This is a genomic window from Streptomyces sp. VRA16 Mangrove soil, assembly GCF_017377775.1.
Lineage (GTDB): Bacteria > Actinomycetota > Actinomycetes > Streptomycetales > Streptomycetaceae > Streptomyces.
The window spans coordinates 248151-263905 of the sequence record NZ_JAFVLN010000002.1; the positions used below are offsets into that span (position 1 = coordinate 248151).

Here is a 15755-nt window from a genome sequence, read left to right on the forward strand (position 1 = left end):
GGGCCTATGAAGAATGCGCAGAGTTGTGGCGGCACGTACTGCATGCGTACGCCCATGCACGCCCCCCAGTGGTGCAGGTGGGACCACTCACAGGCCGTGGGGCTCCCGGTCTCCGACTCCGGTTAACAACACGCAAATTGCGGGCGTATCGGCAACCAATCCCCGGCGAACCAGGTGCGCCCGCTGCTAGCCTCTGCCGTCTGCTCCTGACCGTGGAGCCAGTACCTGGCTTTGCTCTCTCGTCTTGTCTCATCTCGTCTCATCTCTCCTTGCGCCGCGTCGAGACCGCACGCCGCGAGGGTCACCGCTCGCTTTCTCGGTGTCCGTCGTGCTGCGCGCGCTTCGGGCACGTCCCAGGGGGGACCTTCATGACGCATGTCATCGATACGGGTGTGTCCGCGGCCGGGGAGCCGCAGCACGCCCCGCCGAGGCTCACGGTCGTGGTGCCGACGCGCAACGAACAGGAGAGCGTTCCGCTGCTTCTGGCCCAACTCGGCCCGGCCGTGGGGCCGTTGAACGCCGAGATTCTCTTCGTGGACGACAGTGACGACGCGACCGTGGACGAGATCACGGCCGCCGCCGTCGACTCGCCCGTGCCCGTGCGGGTGCTGCACCGGGAGCAGCGCGCCCGCGGCGGCGGCCTCTCGGGAGCCGTGGTCGCCGGGGTCCGTGCCGCACGCGGCGCATGGGTCCTCGTGATGGACGCGGATCTGCAGCATCCGCCGCAGGCCGCCGCACTCCTGGCCCGGACCGCGATGCGCGAGGGGATCGACATCGCGGTCGGCACCCGGTACGCGGGCGGCGGCGCCAGCGCCGGGCTCGCGGGGGCCGGCCGGCAGGCCACGTCGTCGGGGGCGACCCGGCTGGTCAAGGCGTCCTTCCCGCGCCGGCTCGCGACCGTCAGCGATCCGCTCAGCGGCCTGTTCGCGTTCCGCAGGGACGCGGTGGACGTGGAGCGGCTGCGGCCCGTGGGGTTCAAGATCCTGCTGGAGATCCTGGTACGGCATCCGGCGGCGCGGGTCGCCGAGGTGGCGTACACGTTCGAACCGCGGCAGGCGGGGCGTTCGAAGGCGTCGGTGCGGGAGGGGTTCGCCTTCGTACGGCACGTGGGGCGGCTGCGGCGCTCGGTGGCGGGCGGGCAGCGGCGCCTGATGCGGATGGCGGCGTTCGGCGCGGTCGGCGCGTCGGGGATCCTCGTGAACACGGCCGCGCTGTACCTCTTCTTCGACGTGCTCGGGGTGCACCACCTGGTCGGCGCCGCGCTCGCCACCCAGTTCTCGACGGCCTGGAACTTCGTCCTCACCGATGCCGCCGTCTACCGCAAGCGGGAGCGCATCGGGAGCTGGTCCGGTCGTGCGGGCCGGTTCTTCGCGATGAACAACCTGCTGCTGCTCGCCCGGCTTCCGCTGCTGCAGTGGCTCGTGCTCGCGGGCGTCGGGGTGCTCACCGCCAACGCGCTCACTCTCGTCCTGCTCTTCCTGCTGCGGTTCCTGGTGAGCGACCGGATGATCTACCGCGGCGGCGAGGCGAAGGTCCAACGCCGCGATCCCGTACGGGTGTTGGTGGACACCGGAAGCACCACTGCCGCCTCGCCCGCTCCCGCCGCCGCGAAGAAGCGGTCGGTGTATCTGCCCTACCGCTACGACGTCGCGGGCACGGTCACCATCGGCTCCCAGATCCGGCTGCCGGAGCTGGAGTTCTTCCGCGCCCAGTGGGTCCCGGACGCCGACGTGGACATCGCCGTACGGGTCGGGGACGTGGGCCGGCGCAGGCCCCGGCGGCGGGCCGCGCTCACCGAGGATCCGGGCGAGCGCGGCACGGCACTGCGCTACGAGGAGCATCTGGGCCGGCTCGGCGCCAACTTCCGGGTGACGCTGGGTCCGCCGATCACCGTCGAGGTGGGGCCGCTGCTCGCGCGCTCCCCGCACGTCGTGTACACGAACGTGGTCGAGGCGCTGCTGCGGTTCGTGCTGATCTCGCGCGGCCGGATGCTGCTGCACTCGGCATGCCTCGAACTCGGCGGCCACGGCGTGATGTTGAGCGCGCTGACCGACACCGGGAAGACCGCGACGATCCTGCGGCTGCTGCGCGAGCAGGGCGGGCGGTTCCTGTCCGACGACATGACGGTGGTCGACGCGAGCGGGCTCGCGGTGTGCTTCCCGAAGCCGCTGACGATCAGCTCGCACACACTGCGGGCGGTGCAGGCCGAGGACCTGACGCGCAAGGAGTGGCGGCGGCTGAACTTCCAGTCGCGGCTGCACTCCAAGGGCGGCCGGTCGATCGCGCTGATGCTGTCCCGGTTCAATCTGCCGATCATGGGCATCAACGCGATCACGCAGATCCTCGTGCCGCCGCCGAAGTACAGCGTGGACCGGCTGGTGCCGTGCCGGCTCGGGTCGCGCACCCGGGTGGAGGAACTGTTCATCATCGAGCGGGGCGCGCCGCGCCTGTCGGGGCTCGACCGGGCGGCCGCCCTGGAGCGGATGCTGGTCAACACCGAGGACGCGTACGGCTTCCCGCCCTACCGGTATCTCGCGCCCGCGCTGCGCATCGACGGCATGGACTACGACCAGCTGCGGGCCAAGGAGCGGGAGATCCTCGCCGGGTTCCTGTCGGGTGTGCGGACCCGGGTGCTCGCCTCCGACTGTTTCGGCTGGGCCGACGAGATTCCGCGGCTCGTGGGGGACGACGCCCCGTCGCACACGGTGTCCGTGAACTCCCTCGAGGCGTGGCCTCGTTGGGGTCTGCGGCCCGGTACGGCGGCATGAGCGACCGGCTGTCGCCGCCCGCCCCGGCCTCGCACGCCGACCCGGGGCCCTCCCCCCGGAGCTCCGGTCGCGGGGCCGCGCTGCGACGGGCGGCACCGCTGACCGCGGTGCTGCTCGTCGCGGTGTTCCTGCGCTTCTTCCGGCTGACGGCGACCGGCTTCAACAGTGACGAGGCGGTGTACGCGGGTACGTCCGCCTCGCTCGCGGGGGATCCCGGACTCGGCTCGCTGTTCCCGGTGTTCAGGGCTCATCCGGTGCTGTTCCAGTCGCTGGTGTCGCTGGCGTTGCGAGCGCACCCCGGCGACTGGGCGGCGCGCGCGGTGCCCGCGCTGCTCGGCACGGCGACGGTGGCCATGACGTACGCGCTGGGCCGTCGGCTGTACGGGCGGCGGGCCGGGATCGTGGCGGCGCTGCTGCTCGCGGTGATGCCGTACCACGTGGTCGTCAGCCGGCAGGTGCTGCTCGACGCGCCGATGACGCTGGGGGCGACTGCGGCGCTGTACTGCGTGGCCCGGTATGCCGAATCACCTTCTCCGCGGGGCCTGTTGGCGACAGGAGCGGTGCTCGGTCTGACGTTCCTCGCCAAGGAGACGTCGATCGTGCTGCTCGGTTCGCTCTACGCCTTCTTCGCGCTGACGCCCTCGGTCCGGACGCGCTGGCGGCATCTGCTGCCCGCGTTCGGGATGCTGATGGTGGTGGCGCTGGCGCATCCGCTGTCGCAGGCGCTCGCCGGGCACTCGAAGGCGGGCGGGAACTATCTGTTGTGGCAGATGTTCCGCAAGGCCAACCACCCGTACACCTTCTACGGCAGTGAAGTGCCACTCGCCGTGGGCCTGTTGGTGGTCGTGGCCGCCGTGGCGGGGCTTGTCTGGCTGCGGCGCGAGAACACCTGGCGGGAGCGGCTGCTGGTGTGCTGGGTGGCGGTGCCCGCGCTGTTCTTCACGGTGTGGCCGGTGAAGGGGTTCCAGTATCTGCTGCCCGCGGCGCCGGTGTTCGCGGTGCTCGCGGGGCGGACGCTGGTGTCGTTCCCGCGGGTGGCGCGGTGGCAACGAGTGGGCGCGGCGGTCACGGTGTGCGCGGTGGTGGTGGCCACGGCGGTGCCGGCCGCGCTCGCGGTGACCCGGCCGCCGACCTCCACCCGGTTCCTGGCGGGCAGCGGTGGGCTGCCCGGCGGGCGGGAGGCGGGGCACTGGGTCCGGGCGAACGCGCCGGACGGGGCGCGGCTCCTCGCCATCGGTCCGTCGATGGCGAACGTCGTGCAGTACTACGGGCTGCGGCCGGTCTCGGCGCTCTCCGTCTCCCCCGATCCCGCGCGCCGCAATCCGAGCTACCGGCCGGTGCCGAATCCCGACCGGGCGATGCGCGACGGCACGTTCCAGTACCTGGTGTGGGACGCGTACACGGCCCGCAGGACGCCGTTCTTCACGGCCAAGTTTCTTGACCTGGTGGGGCGTTACCACGGGCGCCCCGTTTTCACGGCACACAACGCGGACGGGGTGAAGGTGGTCGTGGTGTACCGGGTGAGGGCGTCATGAGGGCGCGGTGGGCCGGGTGGCCGGCCGTGCTCGCGCTCCTGGTGCTCGGGGCGTCGGCGGCGCCGGGCGCGACCGCGCAGGCGGCGACTGTGCGGGCGCGTACGCCCATCGAGCATTTCGTCTATCTGATGCAGGGCGACCGGACCTTCGACCACTACTTCGGCGCGTACCCGGGGGCCGAAGGACCGCCCGCCGACGCGCGGCAGGACGGGATCGCGCCGTACCCGCTGCACGACGAGGCGCCCGGGTCGCCGGGCGCCGGGCCGCGGCTCGTGCGGCAGCAGGTGGACGGCGGGAAGATGGACGCCTTCGTCTCCGCCTTCCAGCGGCAGGGCCGGGACGGGCGGCTCGCCATGGGCCGTTACGACCGTCGTGACCTGCCGTTCTACTGGAACGCGGCGGACCGGTACACGCTGCTCGACCACTTCTTCTCCTCGTCGCTCGACGGCACCCGCGCCAACCGCGCGCAGTGGGTGACCGGCCGCGACGACCTGAGCGGGCCCACGCTCTTCGACCGGCTGTCCGATGCCGGGGTGAGCTGGAAGTTCTATGTGCAGAACTACGATCCGCGGCAGACGTACCGGACGGCGTCCGCGTCGAACCCCGCCACGCAGACGGTGCGGGTGCCGCTGCTCGACATGCCGCGGTTCGTGACCGACCCGGGGCGGTTCGCGCACATCGCGGATCTGTCGGAGTACTACCGGGACCTGGAGCGCGGCACGCTGCCGGCGGTGGCGTTCGTCGCGTCGTCGGGCGCGGCCGAGCGGTCGGCGCGGTCGGTGTCCGCGGGGCAGCGCCTGGTCCGGGAGCTGAGTACGCAGCTCATGGTCAGCCCGTACTGGAAGTCGTCCGCGCTGCTGTGGTCGTACGACGGCTCCGGCGGCTGGTACGACCATGTGAAGCCGCCCGCCGGGCGCGGTCTGCGGGTGCCCGCGCTGCTCGTCAGTCCGTACGCGGCGCGCGGCAGGATCGCGCACGGGACGTACGAGGCGGCGAGCGCGCTGCGCTTCGTCACCGAGAACTGGGGGTTGCGGCCGCTGGGCGCCAGGGACACGCAGGCGCGCAGTCTGGCGTCGGCGTTCGACTTCCGACAGCCGCCGCGGCGGGCCGAGCTGATCCCGATGAGCGCGAAGGAGGCGGCGCTGCCCGTGGCCCACCGGCCGCCGCCCGGCGTCGTGTACGCGGTGTACGCCGGGGCGGTCGCGGTGGCCGGGGCGTGTCTGCTCTGGGCGTTCCGGGTGGTCGCGCCGAGGAAGGTGAGGCGGGCATGAGGCGCGTGGCCGTACTGGTGAGCGCGCTGCTGCTGTGGGCGGTCGGTGGCTGGTTCGCCGCCGCCCAGGCGGATCCCGGTGGACGCGTCGAGCGGACCGTCACGATCACGGTGCGCACGGTTCCCGCGCTGGCCGGGGCCCGGTTCACCCTCGACGGGCAGGAGGCGGTGACCGGGGCCGACGGGGCGGTGCGGTTCAGCGGGCCGCACGACTTCGACACCCACACGTTGCGGGTCGACGACAGCCGGCTCGCCGCCGAGGGGCGGAGGTTCACGTTCGCCCGGTGGGCGGGGCAGCGCGATCCCGATCAGGCGTTCCGGCGCACGGTGCGCGGTCTGCCGCGGCGGGCGGACTACACGGTGACCGCGGCGTTCACCGGCCGGTTCCGAACGACGGTGCGCTGTGTCGACGAGCGGGGGCGGACGGTGCCGGCCGGGCGGATCCCGCGGGTGACGCTGCGCGCGGACACCGGGGCGACCGTGCGGGTCACCGTGGGCCGGCCGGTCTGGCTCGACGGGCTGCTGCCCGTCTACCGCAAGAGCGTTCTGACGGTGCGGCGGGTGCGGTACGCGCTGGTGGACGCTGCGGCGTACGGGGCCAACACGGTGGACTCCGGGCGGCAGCGGTTCGTGCCGGCGCGGGGCGCGGCCGAGGTGGTGTTCACGACGCCGTTCCACGATCTGTCGGTGTCGGGCCGGGACGCGGTGTTCGGTTCGCACGCGGGGCGGCGGGTGCGGGTCGTGCTGCCCGACGGCAGTGTGCGCGAGGTCGGCTTCGGCACCGATCGCACCGCGGTCGTCCGCGATCTGCCGCACGGCCGCTACGACATCGAGATCACCGGCGCGCAGGGTCTCGGCGCCCGGCAGTCGGTGCGGCTCTCGCGGGACCAGGCCGTGCGCGTGCGCGTGGTGAGCCGGGCCGATCTGCTGCTGGCGGGCGGCGCGTTGCTGGTGTTCGCTGGAGGGCTGCTCGGCGTGGGCCGGCTGCTGCGCCACAGGCTGCGGAGGCAGGAGTCATGAGTGGGGTGGCCGGGGTGACGGCGATGACGAGGGCGGCGGCGACGAGAGGCAGACGCCGGGTGCCGCTGGTGCTCGCGGCGGTGCTGTGTCTGCTGGGACTCGGGCCGTTCGGCTCACCGGGCCCGGCCGCCGCCGCGGCCGCCCGCGCTCCCCTGCTCGCGTACTACTACCAGTGGTTCGACCCGTCGTCGTGGCAGCGGGCCAAGACCGACTATCCGAAGCTCGGCCGGTACTCGAGCGACGACCCCGCCGTGATCCGTACGCATATCTCCTGGGCAAAGTCTGCCGGAATCGACGGCTTCGTGGTGAGCTGGAAATCCGGGACCGTCAACGACCGACGACTGGATCTGCTGTTGGACCGGGCGCGCGCACAGGACTTCAAGGTTGCGGTGATCTACCAGGGGCTCGACTTCCACCGCCGCCCGCTCCCGCCCGACCGCGTGGCCCGGGACTTCCGGCTGCTGCGCGACCGCTACGCCCGTGATCCCGCGTTCTTCCGGCTCGGCGGCAAGCCGCTGACGCTGTTCAGCGGGACCTGGGAGTACTCCACGGCCGACATCGCCCGGATCACCGGGCCCGTGCGCGGCCGGATGCTGGTGCTGGGCACGGAGAAGAACCCGGCCGGTGTGCGGCGGCTCGCGGCGGTCACGGACGGCGACGCCTACTACTGGTCGTCGGTGAACCCGGACACGAACGACCGGCACACTGCGAAGCTGCGCGAGATGGCGCGCACCGTGCGCGCGTCCGAGCGGCACTACTGGATGGCGCCCTTCGCGCCCGGCTTCGACGCGCGGCTCGTGGGCGGGACGCGTGAGGTGCCGCGCCAGGGCGGGCGCACGATGACGAGCGAGTACGAGGCGGCCGTCGCCTCGCGCCCCGATGTGCTGGGGCTCATCAGCTGGAACGAGTTCAGCGAGAACTCGCACGTCGAACCGTCCGTCGACCACGGCACCCAGGCCCTGGACACGCTGCGCCGGCTGCGCGGCCTGCCCGCCGCCCCGGACCCCGCGGTGCCGGGCGCCGACCACCGCGCGCCCCGTCAGGGGCCCGTCTTCTGGCCGAACGTGCTGCGGATGGCCGGGGCAGCCGCGCTGCTCGTCGGCGCCGTGACCGTGCTGGCCGGCAGATCAAGAAGATCCGCCGGAGCAAGAGAGAGGGAGACCCGCACATGAGAGACAACAGAAGATTCCTGCGCACCCACAGCAACGCCCGCCGCAACCGGCGGCGTTCGCTGCTCAGCGCCGCATTCGCCCTGACACTCGGGGCGGGTGCGGCGCTGTCGTTCGCGGGGGCGGCGCACGCCGATCTGCCGGGCGCCGACCCGCAGTTGACGCGCGCCCCCTATCTCACGGACGCGACGACGACGTCCGTGCAGGTGTCGTGGGCGACCAGCACGCAGAGCCGCGGCCAGGTCCGCTACGGGCCACCCGGCGACTGCGCCGCGCACAGCGTCACGTCGACGGCGCTCGGCTCGCCGATCACGGTCGGCACCCTGCGCGAGTACAGCAACACGGTCAAGCTCACCGGTCTGAGCGCGGGCACGGCCTTCTGCTACCGCGTCTACACGGGGTCCGGCACGGATCTGCTCGGCACGCTGCCGACGCCGTCGTCGACCACCCCGGACGCGGCGAACTCCACTGCCCCGTTCACGTTCGCCGTGCTCGGTGACACCGGCGAGACCACGAACAGCGGGGTCGACGACGGGTCCGTCAACGTCAACCAGGCCAATGTGCACCGGCTCATCGGCGCGAGCGGCGCGCGGTTCGTCGTGCAGACCGGCGACATCACCCACCCCGGCACCTCGCAGACGCAGTACGGCGACCTCAACCAGACCGGCCCCGGCGTGAGTTCGTGGTTCGGGCCGTCCTACTGGGCGGGGACCGGCATGAAGGTGCCGCTGTTCGGGACGGTCGGCAATCACAGCATGACGCCGACCTATCTGTCGGTGTGGAAACAGCCCACGGTCACGGCCGCGTCCAACGGCGTCTTCGACCTGGTGACGTACCCGTCGTATCTGGGCTCGTCGCAGATCGACTACCCGACGACGTACTACGCCTTCACCACCGGCGGTGTCCGCTTCTATCTGCTCGACGCGGCGTGGGGCAACTCCAACACCGGCAACGCGACGGGCGGGGCGTGCGGCTCGCACTGCGCGATCTACGAGCAGGACGCGCACGCCCACTGGCAGCCCGGTTCGGCCGAGATGCAGTGGCTGCAGGCCGACTTGGCGGCGCATCCGACCGGGGCGAAGTTCGCGTTCTTCCACTTCCCGCTGCACTCGGACAGCGCGAGCGAGCCCTCGGACGCGTATCTGACGGCGACGGGCGGCCTGGAGGACGTGCTGCGCACCGGCGGGGTCGACGTCGTGTTCAACGGTCACTCGCACATCTACCAGCGCAACACCACGAACCCTGTCACCTATGTGACCGGGGGCGGCGGAGCGGACGTCAACACCGTGGGGACGTCGGGGTGTTCGGCCTCGGACGCGTACGCCGTGGGCTGGTCGTACAGCCGCAGCCGGGGCACCGCGTGCGGGAGCGCGCCGGTGCCGACGGACGACGCTCAGGTCTACCACTTCCTGAAGGTGACGGTGAGCGGCGGCAGTGTGACGGTGGCGCCGACGAACTCGCTCGGGCAGACCTTCGACGTGCAGACGTATCCGCTCACGCCCTGAGTTCCCGGCAAGGGATTCTGTATACTGTCTGCACCAACTGCACCCGCATCCACGGCACTTGCTCGGAGGAACCATGGCGCACCTGGACCCCGCACTGATCCTGGGCATGTCGGATCAGGCACCCGACGGCATCATGATCATCGACAGTGCGGGACTGATCCGGTACTGGAACCAGGGCGCCGAGCGGATCTTCGGCTTCACGGCCGCCGAGGTCGACGGCCGGAACCTGGATGTGATCATCCCGGAGAAGCACCGCAAGCGGCACTGGGACGGGTTCGAGCAGGCCATGGCGAGCGGTTCCAGCAAGTACGGCGAGGCCGACCTGCTGAACGTGCCGGCGCTGACCTCGGACGGCCGCCGGATCTCCATCGAGTTCAGCGTGGTCCTGCTCAAGGGCCCGGACGACAGCCCGTACTGCGGCGCGGTCGTCCGGGACGTCACCGCGCGCCGTGAGCGCGAGCGGGAGATGATGCGCCGCCGCGCCGAGGCGAGCGTCTGATCCCGTTCTCCGTGTTCTGAACCCGTGCTCCGCGCGCGGGCGAAGCGGCCGGACCCCGAGGGGCCCGGCCGCTTCGTCGTGCCGCACCGTGCCGGTCAGACGATGACGCCCGACTCCTTCATGTGGCCGATGGACTCCTCGTCGTACCCGAGCTCGACGAGCACCTCCGAGCTGTGCTCACCGAGCAGCGGGGCGCCGACGATCTCCGGCTTGAAGGAGGAGAACTTCACCGGGCTGCCGACGGTGAGATAGGTGCCGCGGCCCTTCTGCTCGACCTCGACGACCGTGCCGGCCTCGCGCAGGTCCTTGTCGTACGCGATCTCCTTCATGCTCATCACCGGGGCGCACGGCACCTCCCACTTGCGCAGGATGTCCACGGCCTCGTACTTGGTCTTGTCCGCGAGCCACTTCTCGATCTCCGCGAAGATCTCGAAGATGTGCGACTGTCGGGCGCGCGCCGTCGCGTACTCCGGGTCCTCGGCCCACTCGGGGTGGCCGATGGCCTCGGCGGTGCGCTTCCAGTTCTGCTCCTGGACGGTGAAGTAGATGTACGCGTTCGGGTCGTCCTCCCAGCCCTTGCACTTGAGGACCCAGCCGGGCTGGCCGCCGCCGCCCGCGTTGCCGCCGCGCGGGACGATGTCGGTGAACTCCCCGTTCGGGTACTGCGGGTACTCCTCCAGGTAGCCGATCTTCTCCAGGCGCTGCTGGTCGCGGAGCTTGACGCGGCAGAGGTTGAGGACGGAGTCCTGCATGGAGACGGAGACCTTCTGGCCCTTGCCGGTCTTGTTGCGGTCGATGATCGCGGTGAGGATGCCGATTGCCAGGTGCATACCGGTGTTGGAGTCGCCGAGCGCGGCGCCGGAGATGGTGGGCGGACCGTCCCAGAAGCCGGTGGTGGAGGCCGCGCCGCCGGCGCACTGGGCGACGTTCTCGTACGTCTTGAGGTCGTTCCAGGACGACCACTCGTTGAAGCCCTTGACCGAGCCGAAGATCAGGCGCGGGTTGAGTTCCTGGATGCGTTCCCAGGAGAAGCCCATGCGGTCCAGGGCGCCCGGGGCGAAGTTCTCGACGAGGACGTCCGCGTCCCTGATCAGCTTCTCCAGGACCTCTTTGCCCTCGGGTGTCTTGGTGTTGATGGCCAGCGAGCGCTTGTTGCTGTTGAGCATCGTGAAGTAGAGGGCGTCCAGGTCCGGGTCGTCGCGGAGCTGGTTGCGGGTGACGTCGCCACCGGCGGTGCGCTCCACCTTGAGGACGTCGGCACCGAACCACGCGAGCATCTGGGTGCAGGCGGGACCGGCCTGGACGCCGGTGAAGTCGATCACCTTGATACCGGCGAGCGGCAATTCACTCATGTGCGTGCTTCCTTTTCGTGAGCGAGCCTCGTGAACGAGCGAGGACGGGCTGGGTGGTGCGGGCGGGATACCGGCTTCGGCAGGGCGTCACTTCTTGGCGGCGATGTTGCCGCTCGTGATGCCCTTCGGGTTGAGGTGGGCGATGTGGCCGCTCTCGGTGCCGGCCGACGGGTCGATGACGCAGTCGATGAGCGCCGGGCCGCCGGCCGCGATGGCCTCGGTGAGGGCGGCGGTGACCTCGGCGGGGGTGGTCGCGCGGTAGCCCTTGCCGCCGAACGACTCGATCATCCGGTCGTGGCGGGCCGCGCTCATGAGGGTCGTCGGGGCGGGGCCCTCGCCGATCACCTCGTCGCCGCGGTAGACACCGCCGTTGTTCATGATCACGGTGATGACCGGCAGCTGGTACCGGCAGATCGTCTCCAGCTCCATGCCGCTGAAGCCGAAGGCGCTGTCGCCCTCGATGGCGACGACGGGCGCGCCCCCGCTCTCGACGGCGGCGGCGATGGCGTACCCCATGCCGATGCCCATGACGCCCCACGTGCCGCTGTCGAGACGGCGGCGCGGGTGGTGCATGTCGATGACGTTGCGGGCGATGTCGAGGGTGTTGGCGCCCTCGTTGACGATGTACGTCTCCGGGTGCTGGTGCACCACGTCGCGCACGGCCTTGAGCGCGCCCATGAACTGCATCGGGTGCGGGTCGGCTTCGAGCCGCTTGGCCATCTTGGCGACGTTCTGCTCCGAGCGGGCGGCGAGCTCGTCGCGCCAGGCGGCCGGGGCCGTGATCTGGCCGGGCTTGGTGCGCTCGGCGAGCTGGTCGAGGACGGACTCGATGTCGCCGACGAGCGGGGCGGCGATGGGCTGGTTGGAGTCCATCTCCCGGGCCTCGATGTCGACCTGGACGAACGTGGCGTCCGGGTTCCAGCCGCGCTCGCCGTGGTTGAGCAGCCAGTTGAGGCGGGCGCCGACCAGCATGACGACGTCGGCCTTCTTCAGCGCGAGCGAGCGGGCGGTGGCCGCGGACTGCGGGTGGTCGTCGCGGAGCAGGCCCTTGGCCATGGACATCGGTACGTACGGGATGCCGGTCGACTCGACGAACGTACGGATCTTGTCGTCGGCCTGCGCGTAGGCGGCGCCCTTGCCGAGCACGATCAGCGGCCGTTCGGCGTTCGCGAGCAGGTCGATCGCCCGGTCCACCGCCTCGGGGGCGGGGAGTTGGCGCGGCGCCGGGTCGACGAGGCGGCTCAGCGTCTTCGCCCCGGCCGCCTTGTCCATCACGGAGCCGAGAACGGCGGCGGGGATGTCGAGGTAGACGCCGCCGGGACGGCCGGAGATCGCGGTGCGCAGGGCGCGGGCGATACCGCGGCCGATGTCCTCGACGCGGCTGACGCGGTAGGCGGCCTTCACGAACGGCTGGGCGGCGGCGAGCTGGTCCATCTCCTCGTAGTCGCCCTGCTTGAGGTCGACGAGGTGGCGCTCGCTGGAGCCGGAGATCTGCACCATCGGGAAACAGTTGGTGGTGGCGTTGGCGAGGGCGACCAGACCGTTGAGGAAGCCGGGCGCGGAGACGGTGAGCGCGATGCCGGGCTTCTTGGTGAGGTAGCCGGCGATGGCGGCGGCGTGCCCCGCGTTGGACTCGTGGCGGAAGCCGATGTAGCGGATGCCCTCGGCCTGCGCGAGGCGGGCCAGGTCGGTGATGGGGATGCCGACGACTCCGTAGATGGTGTCGACGTCGTTCTGCTTCAGCGCGTCGACGACCAGGTGGTACCCGTCGGTGAGCTCGCCCGGCGCGTCGTCTGCTGCCGCGGCCTGGGCGGTGTGGTCAGCGGTCGAGTCTGCGGTCATGATCCGAGTTCCTCCTTGGACAGGCACTGCCGGAGCGGCTACTGACTTCACCTTCGGCAGCCCGCGGCGCCGCGTCCAAGACCCATCGGCTTCCAGGCGATAAACAACGTCTATCGAGGCCGAGTTGGTGCCGATCCACGGCCTCCGACCTGCTGTTTCCTTGTTGATAAGCGGTCGCTATCGGGTGTTCGGGAGTGCGTATTGGACGTGGGCGGCAGCCGACCGCACCCTCACTGAGGACTGCTGCTCCCTACGTGGTGGAGGTGGGAGGCGTGGAAGGACCGATCACGGTCGAGGGGCTCGCCGGTCTCCTGGACCGGCAGGCCCGCGTGCGGCCCCACTCCCGTGCGCTCGTCGTGCCCGGCTCGCCGTCGCCGCAGCCGCCGTCGCAGCCGCTGTCGCAGCCGTCGTGGCCGCTGTCGTACCGGACGCTCGACTCGCTCGCCGATCAGACCGCGGGCCATCTCACCAAGGCGGGGCTGCGGCCGGGCGACCTGCTGGGGCTCGTCGCGGGCAACACCGCCGAGTTCGTGGTCGCCCTGCTCGGCGCGGCCCGCACCGGGGTGGCCGTCGCACCCCTCGACCCGGCGCTGCCCGACCATGAACTACGGGCGCGTGTCCGGGCGTTGGGGGTGCGGGCGGTGCTGGGCGAGGGCGCCGGGGAGTGGACGCTCCGGGTGCGGCCCGACACCGTCGACTTCCGTCCGGGCCCGCTGTCCGACGAGCGTGTCGCCCGGACCGTGCGGCCCGGGGACGCCCTCGTCCTGTTCACCGCGGGCACCACCCGGCGGGCCCGGATGGTGCCGCTGACGCACGCCAACGCGGCGGCGTCCGTGCGCAACATCTGCGCCTGCTACCGGCTGGGCCCGGACGACGCGACCGTCGCGGTCATGCCGTTCTTCCACGGGCACGGCCTGTTCGCGACGCTGCTGTCGTCGCTGGCCAGCGGCGGATGCGTGCTGCTGCCGACCGGCGGCCGGTTCGCGGCGGAGACGTTCTGGGCGGATCTGCGGGCCGTGGACGCCACCTGGTTCACCGCGGTGCCGACCGTCCACGAGCTGCTCCTGGACCGCTCGGAGGCCGACGACCCCGCGGCCCCTCCCCCGCCGCCGCTGCGCTTCGTCCGCAGTTGCGGTGCCCCGTTGAACGCCGCCACGCAGCGCGCCCTTGAGCGGATGTTCGGGGCGCCGCTGCTGTCCGCGTACGGGATGACCGAGGCCGCGCACCAGGTGGCCAGCGAGCCGCTGCCGTCGTACGGGCCGCTCAAGCACGGCACCGTCGGACGGGCCACGGGGGTGCGGCTGCGCGTCGTGGACCAGCACGGGCAGCGGTGCCCGGCCGGGGTGCGGGGCGAGGTGTGGGTGCAGGGGCCGACGGTGGCCCGTGGATATCTGGCCCGCCCCGCGGACACGGCACGGGGGTTCACGGACGGCTGGCTGCGCACCGGTGACCTGGGTTCCCTGGACGCGGACGGCTATCTGTCGCTGACCGGCCGCATCGAGAGCCTGATCCTGCGCGGCGGGCGGAAGATCTCCCCCGAGTACGTGGAGGACGTCCTCGCCGGGTGCCCCTCGGTCGCGGAGGCGGCCGTGTTCGCGGTGCCGGACGCGGTGGACGGACAGCATCTGGGCGCGGCCGTCGTCGTACGGGGTGAGGAGTGCGCGGGCCCGGAGGAGATCCTGCGCTACTGCAGGGAACGTCTGGCGGCGGCCGCGGTTCCGGACCGGATCGTGCTGGTGTCGGCGCTGCCGAGGACGGCGCAGGGCGGCCTCGACCGGCTGGCGGTGCGGGACCGGTACGCGTGAACGGCCCGCGCTCGGACACAGGCTCTCAGCGCACCCGCGTCTGCGGCCCCGTCGGCAGCGGGTGGGCGAAGACCTCGTCCAGGTTCAGGGCGGTGGCCGCGCTGACGAAGGCGCGGGCCGCCACCGAGCCGGGGGTGCCCGCGTGGATGGCCACCGAGACCTGGGCGCCCGCCTCCGGGTCGAGGAGGGGCAGCGCCCGGGTACGACCGACGACCGGCATCGCGCGGAGCCAGGTGTGAGGGACGATGCTCGCCCATTCGCCGCCGCCCACATGCGCGTACAGCGAGGCGATCGAGTCGGTCTCCACCTGCGGGGTCACTTCGAGGCCCTTGTCGGCGAAGACCTTGTCGACGATCTGCCGGATCCGCATGTCGGGGGTGAGCAGGGCGAGCGGGAGCTGCGCGGCGTCCGCCCAGGTCAGCTCGCCGGAGAGGGACGCGGCCTGTTCGACGGAGACCAGGAGCATGTAGCGCTCCTGGTAGAGCGGGACGACCTGGAGCCCCTCCTGGTCGTCCGGGTCGAAGTGGGCGATGGCGGCGTCGAGCTCGAAGTCGCGCAGCTGGCGGTGCAGCTCCTTCGTCGACAGGCGCGAGCGGACCTGCACCTTGGCCAGCGGGTGCGCCGAGCAGAACGCGCCGACGGGCAGCGCGAGCGTGGTGGACGCCGTCGGGTCGGTGCCGAGCCGCAGCGTCCCGGTGATACCCGACTGGACGGCGGCCACCTCCGCCTTGAACGCCTCCTGCTCGGCGAGGATCCGCTTCGCCCACACCACCAGGCGCTCACCTTCGGGGGTGAGCCCCTGGTAGTTGTGGCCGCGGTTGATCAGCGTGACGTTCAGCTCGCGTTCGAGCTTGGCGATGGCCGCGGACAGGGCGGGCTGGGAGACGTAGCAGGACTCGGCGGCGCGCGCGAAGTGCCGTTCCCTTGCGACCGCGACGAAGTACTCCAACTGCCGGAACAGCATGTGCCGCATCTCCTCCCACCCTGGCC

The 15755-nt window shown here is 71.7% G+C and carries 11 protein-coding genes; 8 read left to right on the forward strand and 3 right to left on the reverse strand.

The window, feature by feature from the left end:
- Positions 1–368 precede the first annotated feature (368 nt).
- From J3486_RS06890 to J3486_RS06920, 7 genes are all read left to right on the forward strand, one after another.
- A complete protein-coding gene (locus J3486_RS06890) occupies positions 369–2768 on the forward strand; it encodes a glycosyltransferase (protein ID WP_207819146.1) in 2400 nt (799 codons plus the stop codon).
- A complete protein-coding gene (locus J3486_RS06895) occupies positions 2765–4303 on the forward strand; it encodes a glycosyltransferase family 39 protein (protein WP_207819147.1) in 1539 nt (512 codons plus the stop codon). Before J3486_RS06890 ends, J3486_RS06895 begins: the two co-directional genes overlap by 4 nt.
- On the forward strand, positions 4300–5574 hold the full coding sequence (locus tag J3486_RS06900) for an alkaline phosphatase family protein (RefSeq protein ID WP_207819148.1): 1275 nt from the start codon (positions 4300–4302) through the stop codon (positions 5572–5574). Before J3486_RS06895 ends, J3486_RS06900 begins: the two co-directional genes overlap by 4 nt.
- The gene (locus J3486_RS06905) at positions 5571–6593 is read left to right on the forward strand and encodes a hypothetical protein (RefSeq protein ID WP_207819149.1); all 1023 of its coding nucleotides are present in this window, start codon (positions 5571–5573) and stop codon (positions 6591–6593) included. Before J3486_RS06900 ends, J3486_RS06905 begins: the two co-directional genes overlap by 4 nt.
- Positions 6590–7765: an endo-1,3-alpha-glucanase family glycosylhydrolase gene (locus J3486_RS06910; RefSeq protein ID WP_207819150.1), complete on the forward strand. Its 1176-nt coding sequence runs from the start codon at positions 6590–6592 to the stop codon at positions 7763–7765. The genes J3486_RS06905 and J3486_RS06910 overlap by 4 nt, the downstream gene beginning before the upstream one ends.
- Positions 7762–9267, forward strand: a complete 1506-nt coding sequence (locus J3486_RS06915) for a metallophosphoesterase family protein (RefSeq protein ID WP_207819151.1) — start codon at positions 7762–7764, stop codon at positions 9265–9267. Before J3486_RS06910 ends, J3486_RS06915 begins: the two co-directional genes overlap by 4 nt.
- 73 nt (positions 9268–9340) lie before the next feature.
- A complete protein-coding gene (locus J3486_RS06920; protein WP_207819152.1) occupies positions 9341–9766 on the forward strand; it encodes a PAS domain S-box protein in 426 nt (141 codons plus the stop codon).
- Between the two features lie 95 nt (positions 9767–9861).
- Here J3486_RS06920 and frc read toward each other — a convergent pair whose 3' ends face one another.
- Entirely contained in the window at positions 9862–11118 is a 1257-nt protein-coding gene (gene frc, locus J3486_RS06925; RefSeq protein ID WP_207819153.1) for a formyl-CoA transferase, read from the reverse strand.
- A gap of 87 nt (positions 11119–11205) precedes the next feature.
- A complete protein-coding gene (gene oxc, locus J3486_RS06930) occupies positions 11206–12960 on the reverse strand; it encodes an oxalyl-CoA decarboxylase (RefSeq protein ID WP_207819154.1) in 1755 nt (584 codons plus the stop codon).
- Between the two features lie 272 nt (positions 12961–13232).
- Between oxc and J3486_RS06935 the strand changes: the two genes are divergently transcribed.
- Complete coding sequence (locus J3486_RS06935) at positions 13233–14765, forward strand: FadD7 family fatty acid--CoA ligase (protein WP_307804716.1); 1533 nt, start codon at positions 13233–13235, stop codon at positions 14763–14765.
- 25 nt (positions 14766–14790) lie between these two features.
- Here the strand turns inward: J3486_RS06935 and J3486_RS06940 are convergent, their stop codons facing one another.
- A complete protein-coding gene (locus J3486_RS06940) occupies positions 14791–15729 on the reverse strand; it encodes a LysR family transcriptional regulator (protein ID WP_207819700.1) in 939 nt (312 codons plus the stop codon).
- Positions 15730–15755: the final 26 nt, after the last annotated feature.

Excerpts from the sequence above, each read along its gene's own strand:
- J3486_RS06910 (WP_207819150.1), top strand. The coding sequence starts at position 6,590 with ATGAGTGGGGTGGCCGGGGTGACGGCGATGACGAGGGCGGCGGCGACG.
- J3486_RS06915 (WP_207819151.1), top strand. The coding sequence starts at position 7,762 with ATGAGAGACAACAGAAGATTCCTGCGCACCCACAGCAACGCCCGCCGC.
- oxc (WP_207819154.1), bottom strand. The coding sequence starts at position 12,960 with ATGACCGCAGACTCGACCGCTGACCACACCGCCCAGGCCGCGGCAGCA.
- J3486_RS06890 (WP_207819146.1), top strand. The coding sequence starts at position 369 with ATGACGCATGTCATCGATACGGGTGTGTCCGCGGCCGGGGAGCCGCAG.
- J3486_RS06920 (WP_207819152.1), top strand. The coding sequence starts at position 9,341 with ATGGCGCACCTGGACCCCGCACTGATCCTGGGCATGTCGGATCAGGCA.
- J3486_RS06905 (WP_207819149.1), top strand. The coding sequence starts at position 5,571 with ATGAGGCGCGTGGCCGTACTGGTGAGCGCGCTGCTGCTGTGGGCGGTC.
- frc (WP_207819153.1), bottom strand. The coding sequence starts at position 11,118 with ATGAGTGAATTGCCGCTCGCCGGTATCAAGGTGATCGACTTCACCGGC.
- J3486_RS06900 (WP_207819148.1), top strand. The coding sequence starts at position 4,300 with ATGAGGGCGCGGTGGGCCGGGTGGCCGGCCGTGCTCGCGCTCCTGGTG.
- J3486_RS06895 (WP_207819147.1), top strand. The coding sequence starts at position 2,765 with ATGAGCGACCGGCTGTCGCCGCCCGCCCCGGCCTCGCACGCCGACCCG.
- J3486_RS06940 (WP_207819700.1), bottom strand. The coding sequence starts at position 15,729 with ATGCTGTTCCGGCAGTTGGAGTACTTCGTCGCGGTCGCAAGGGAACGG.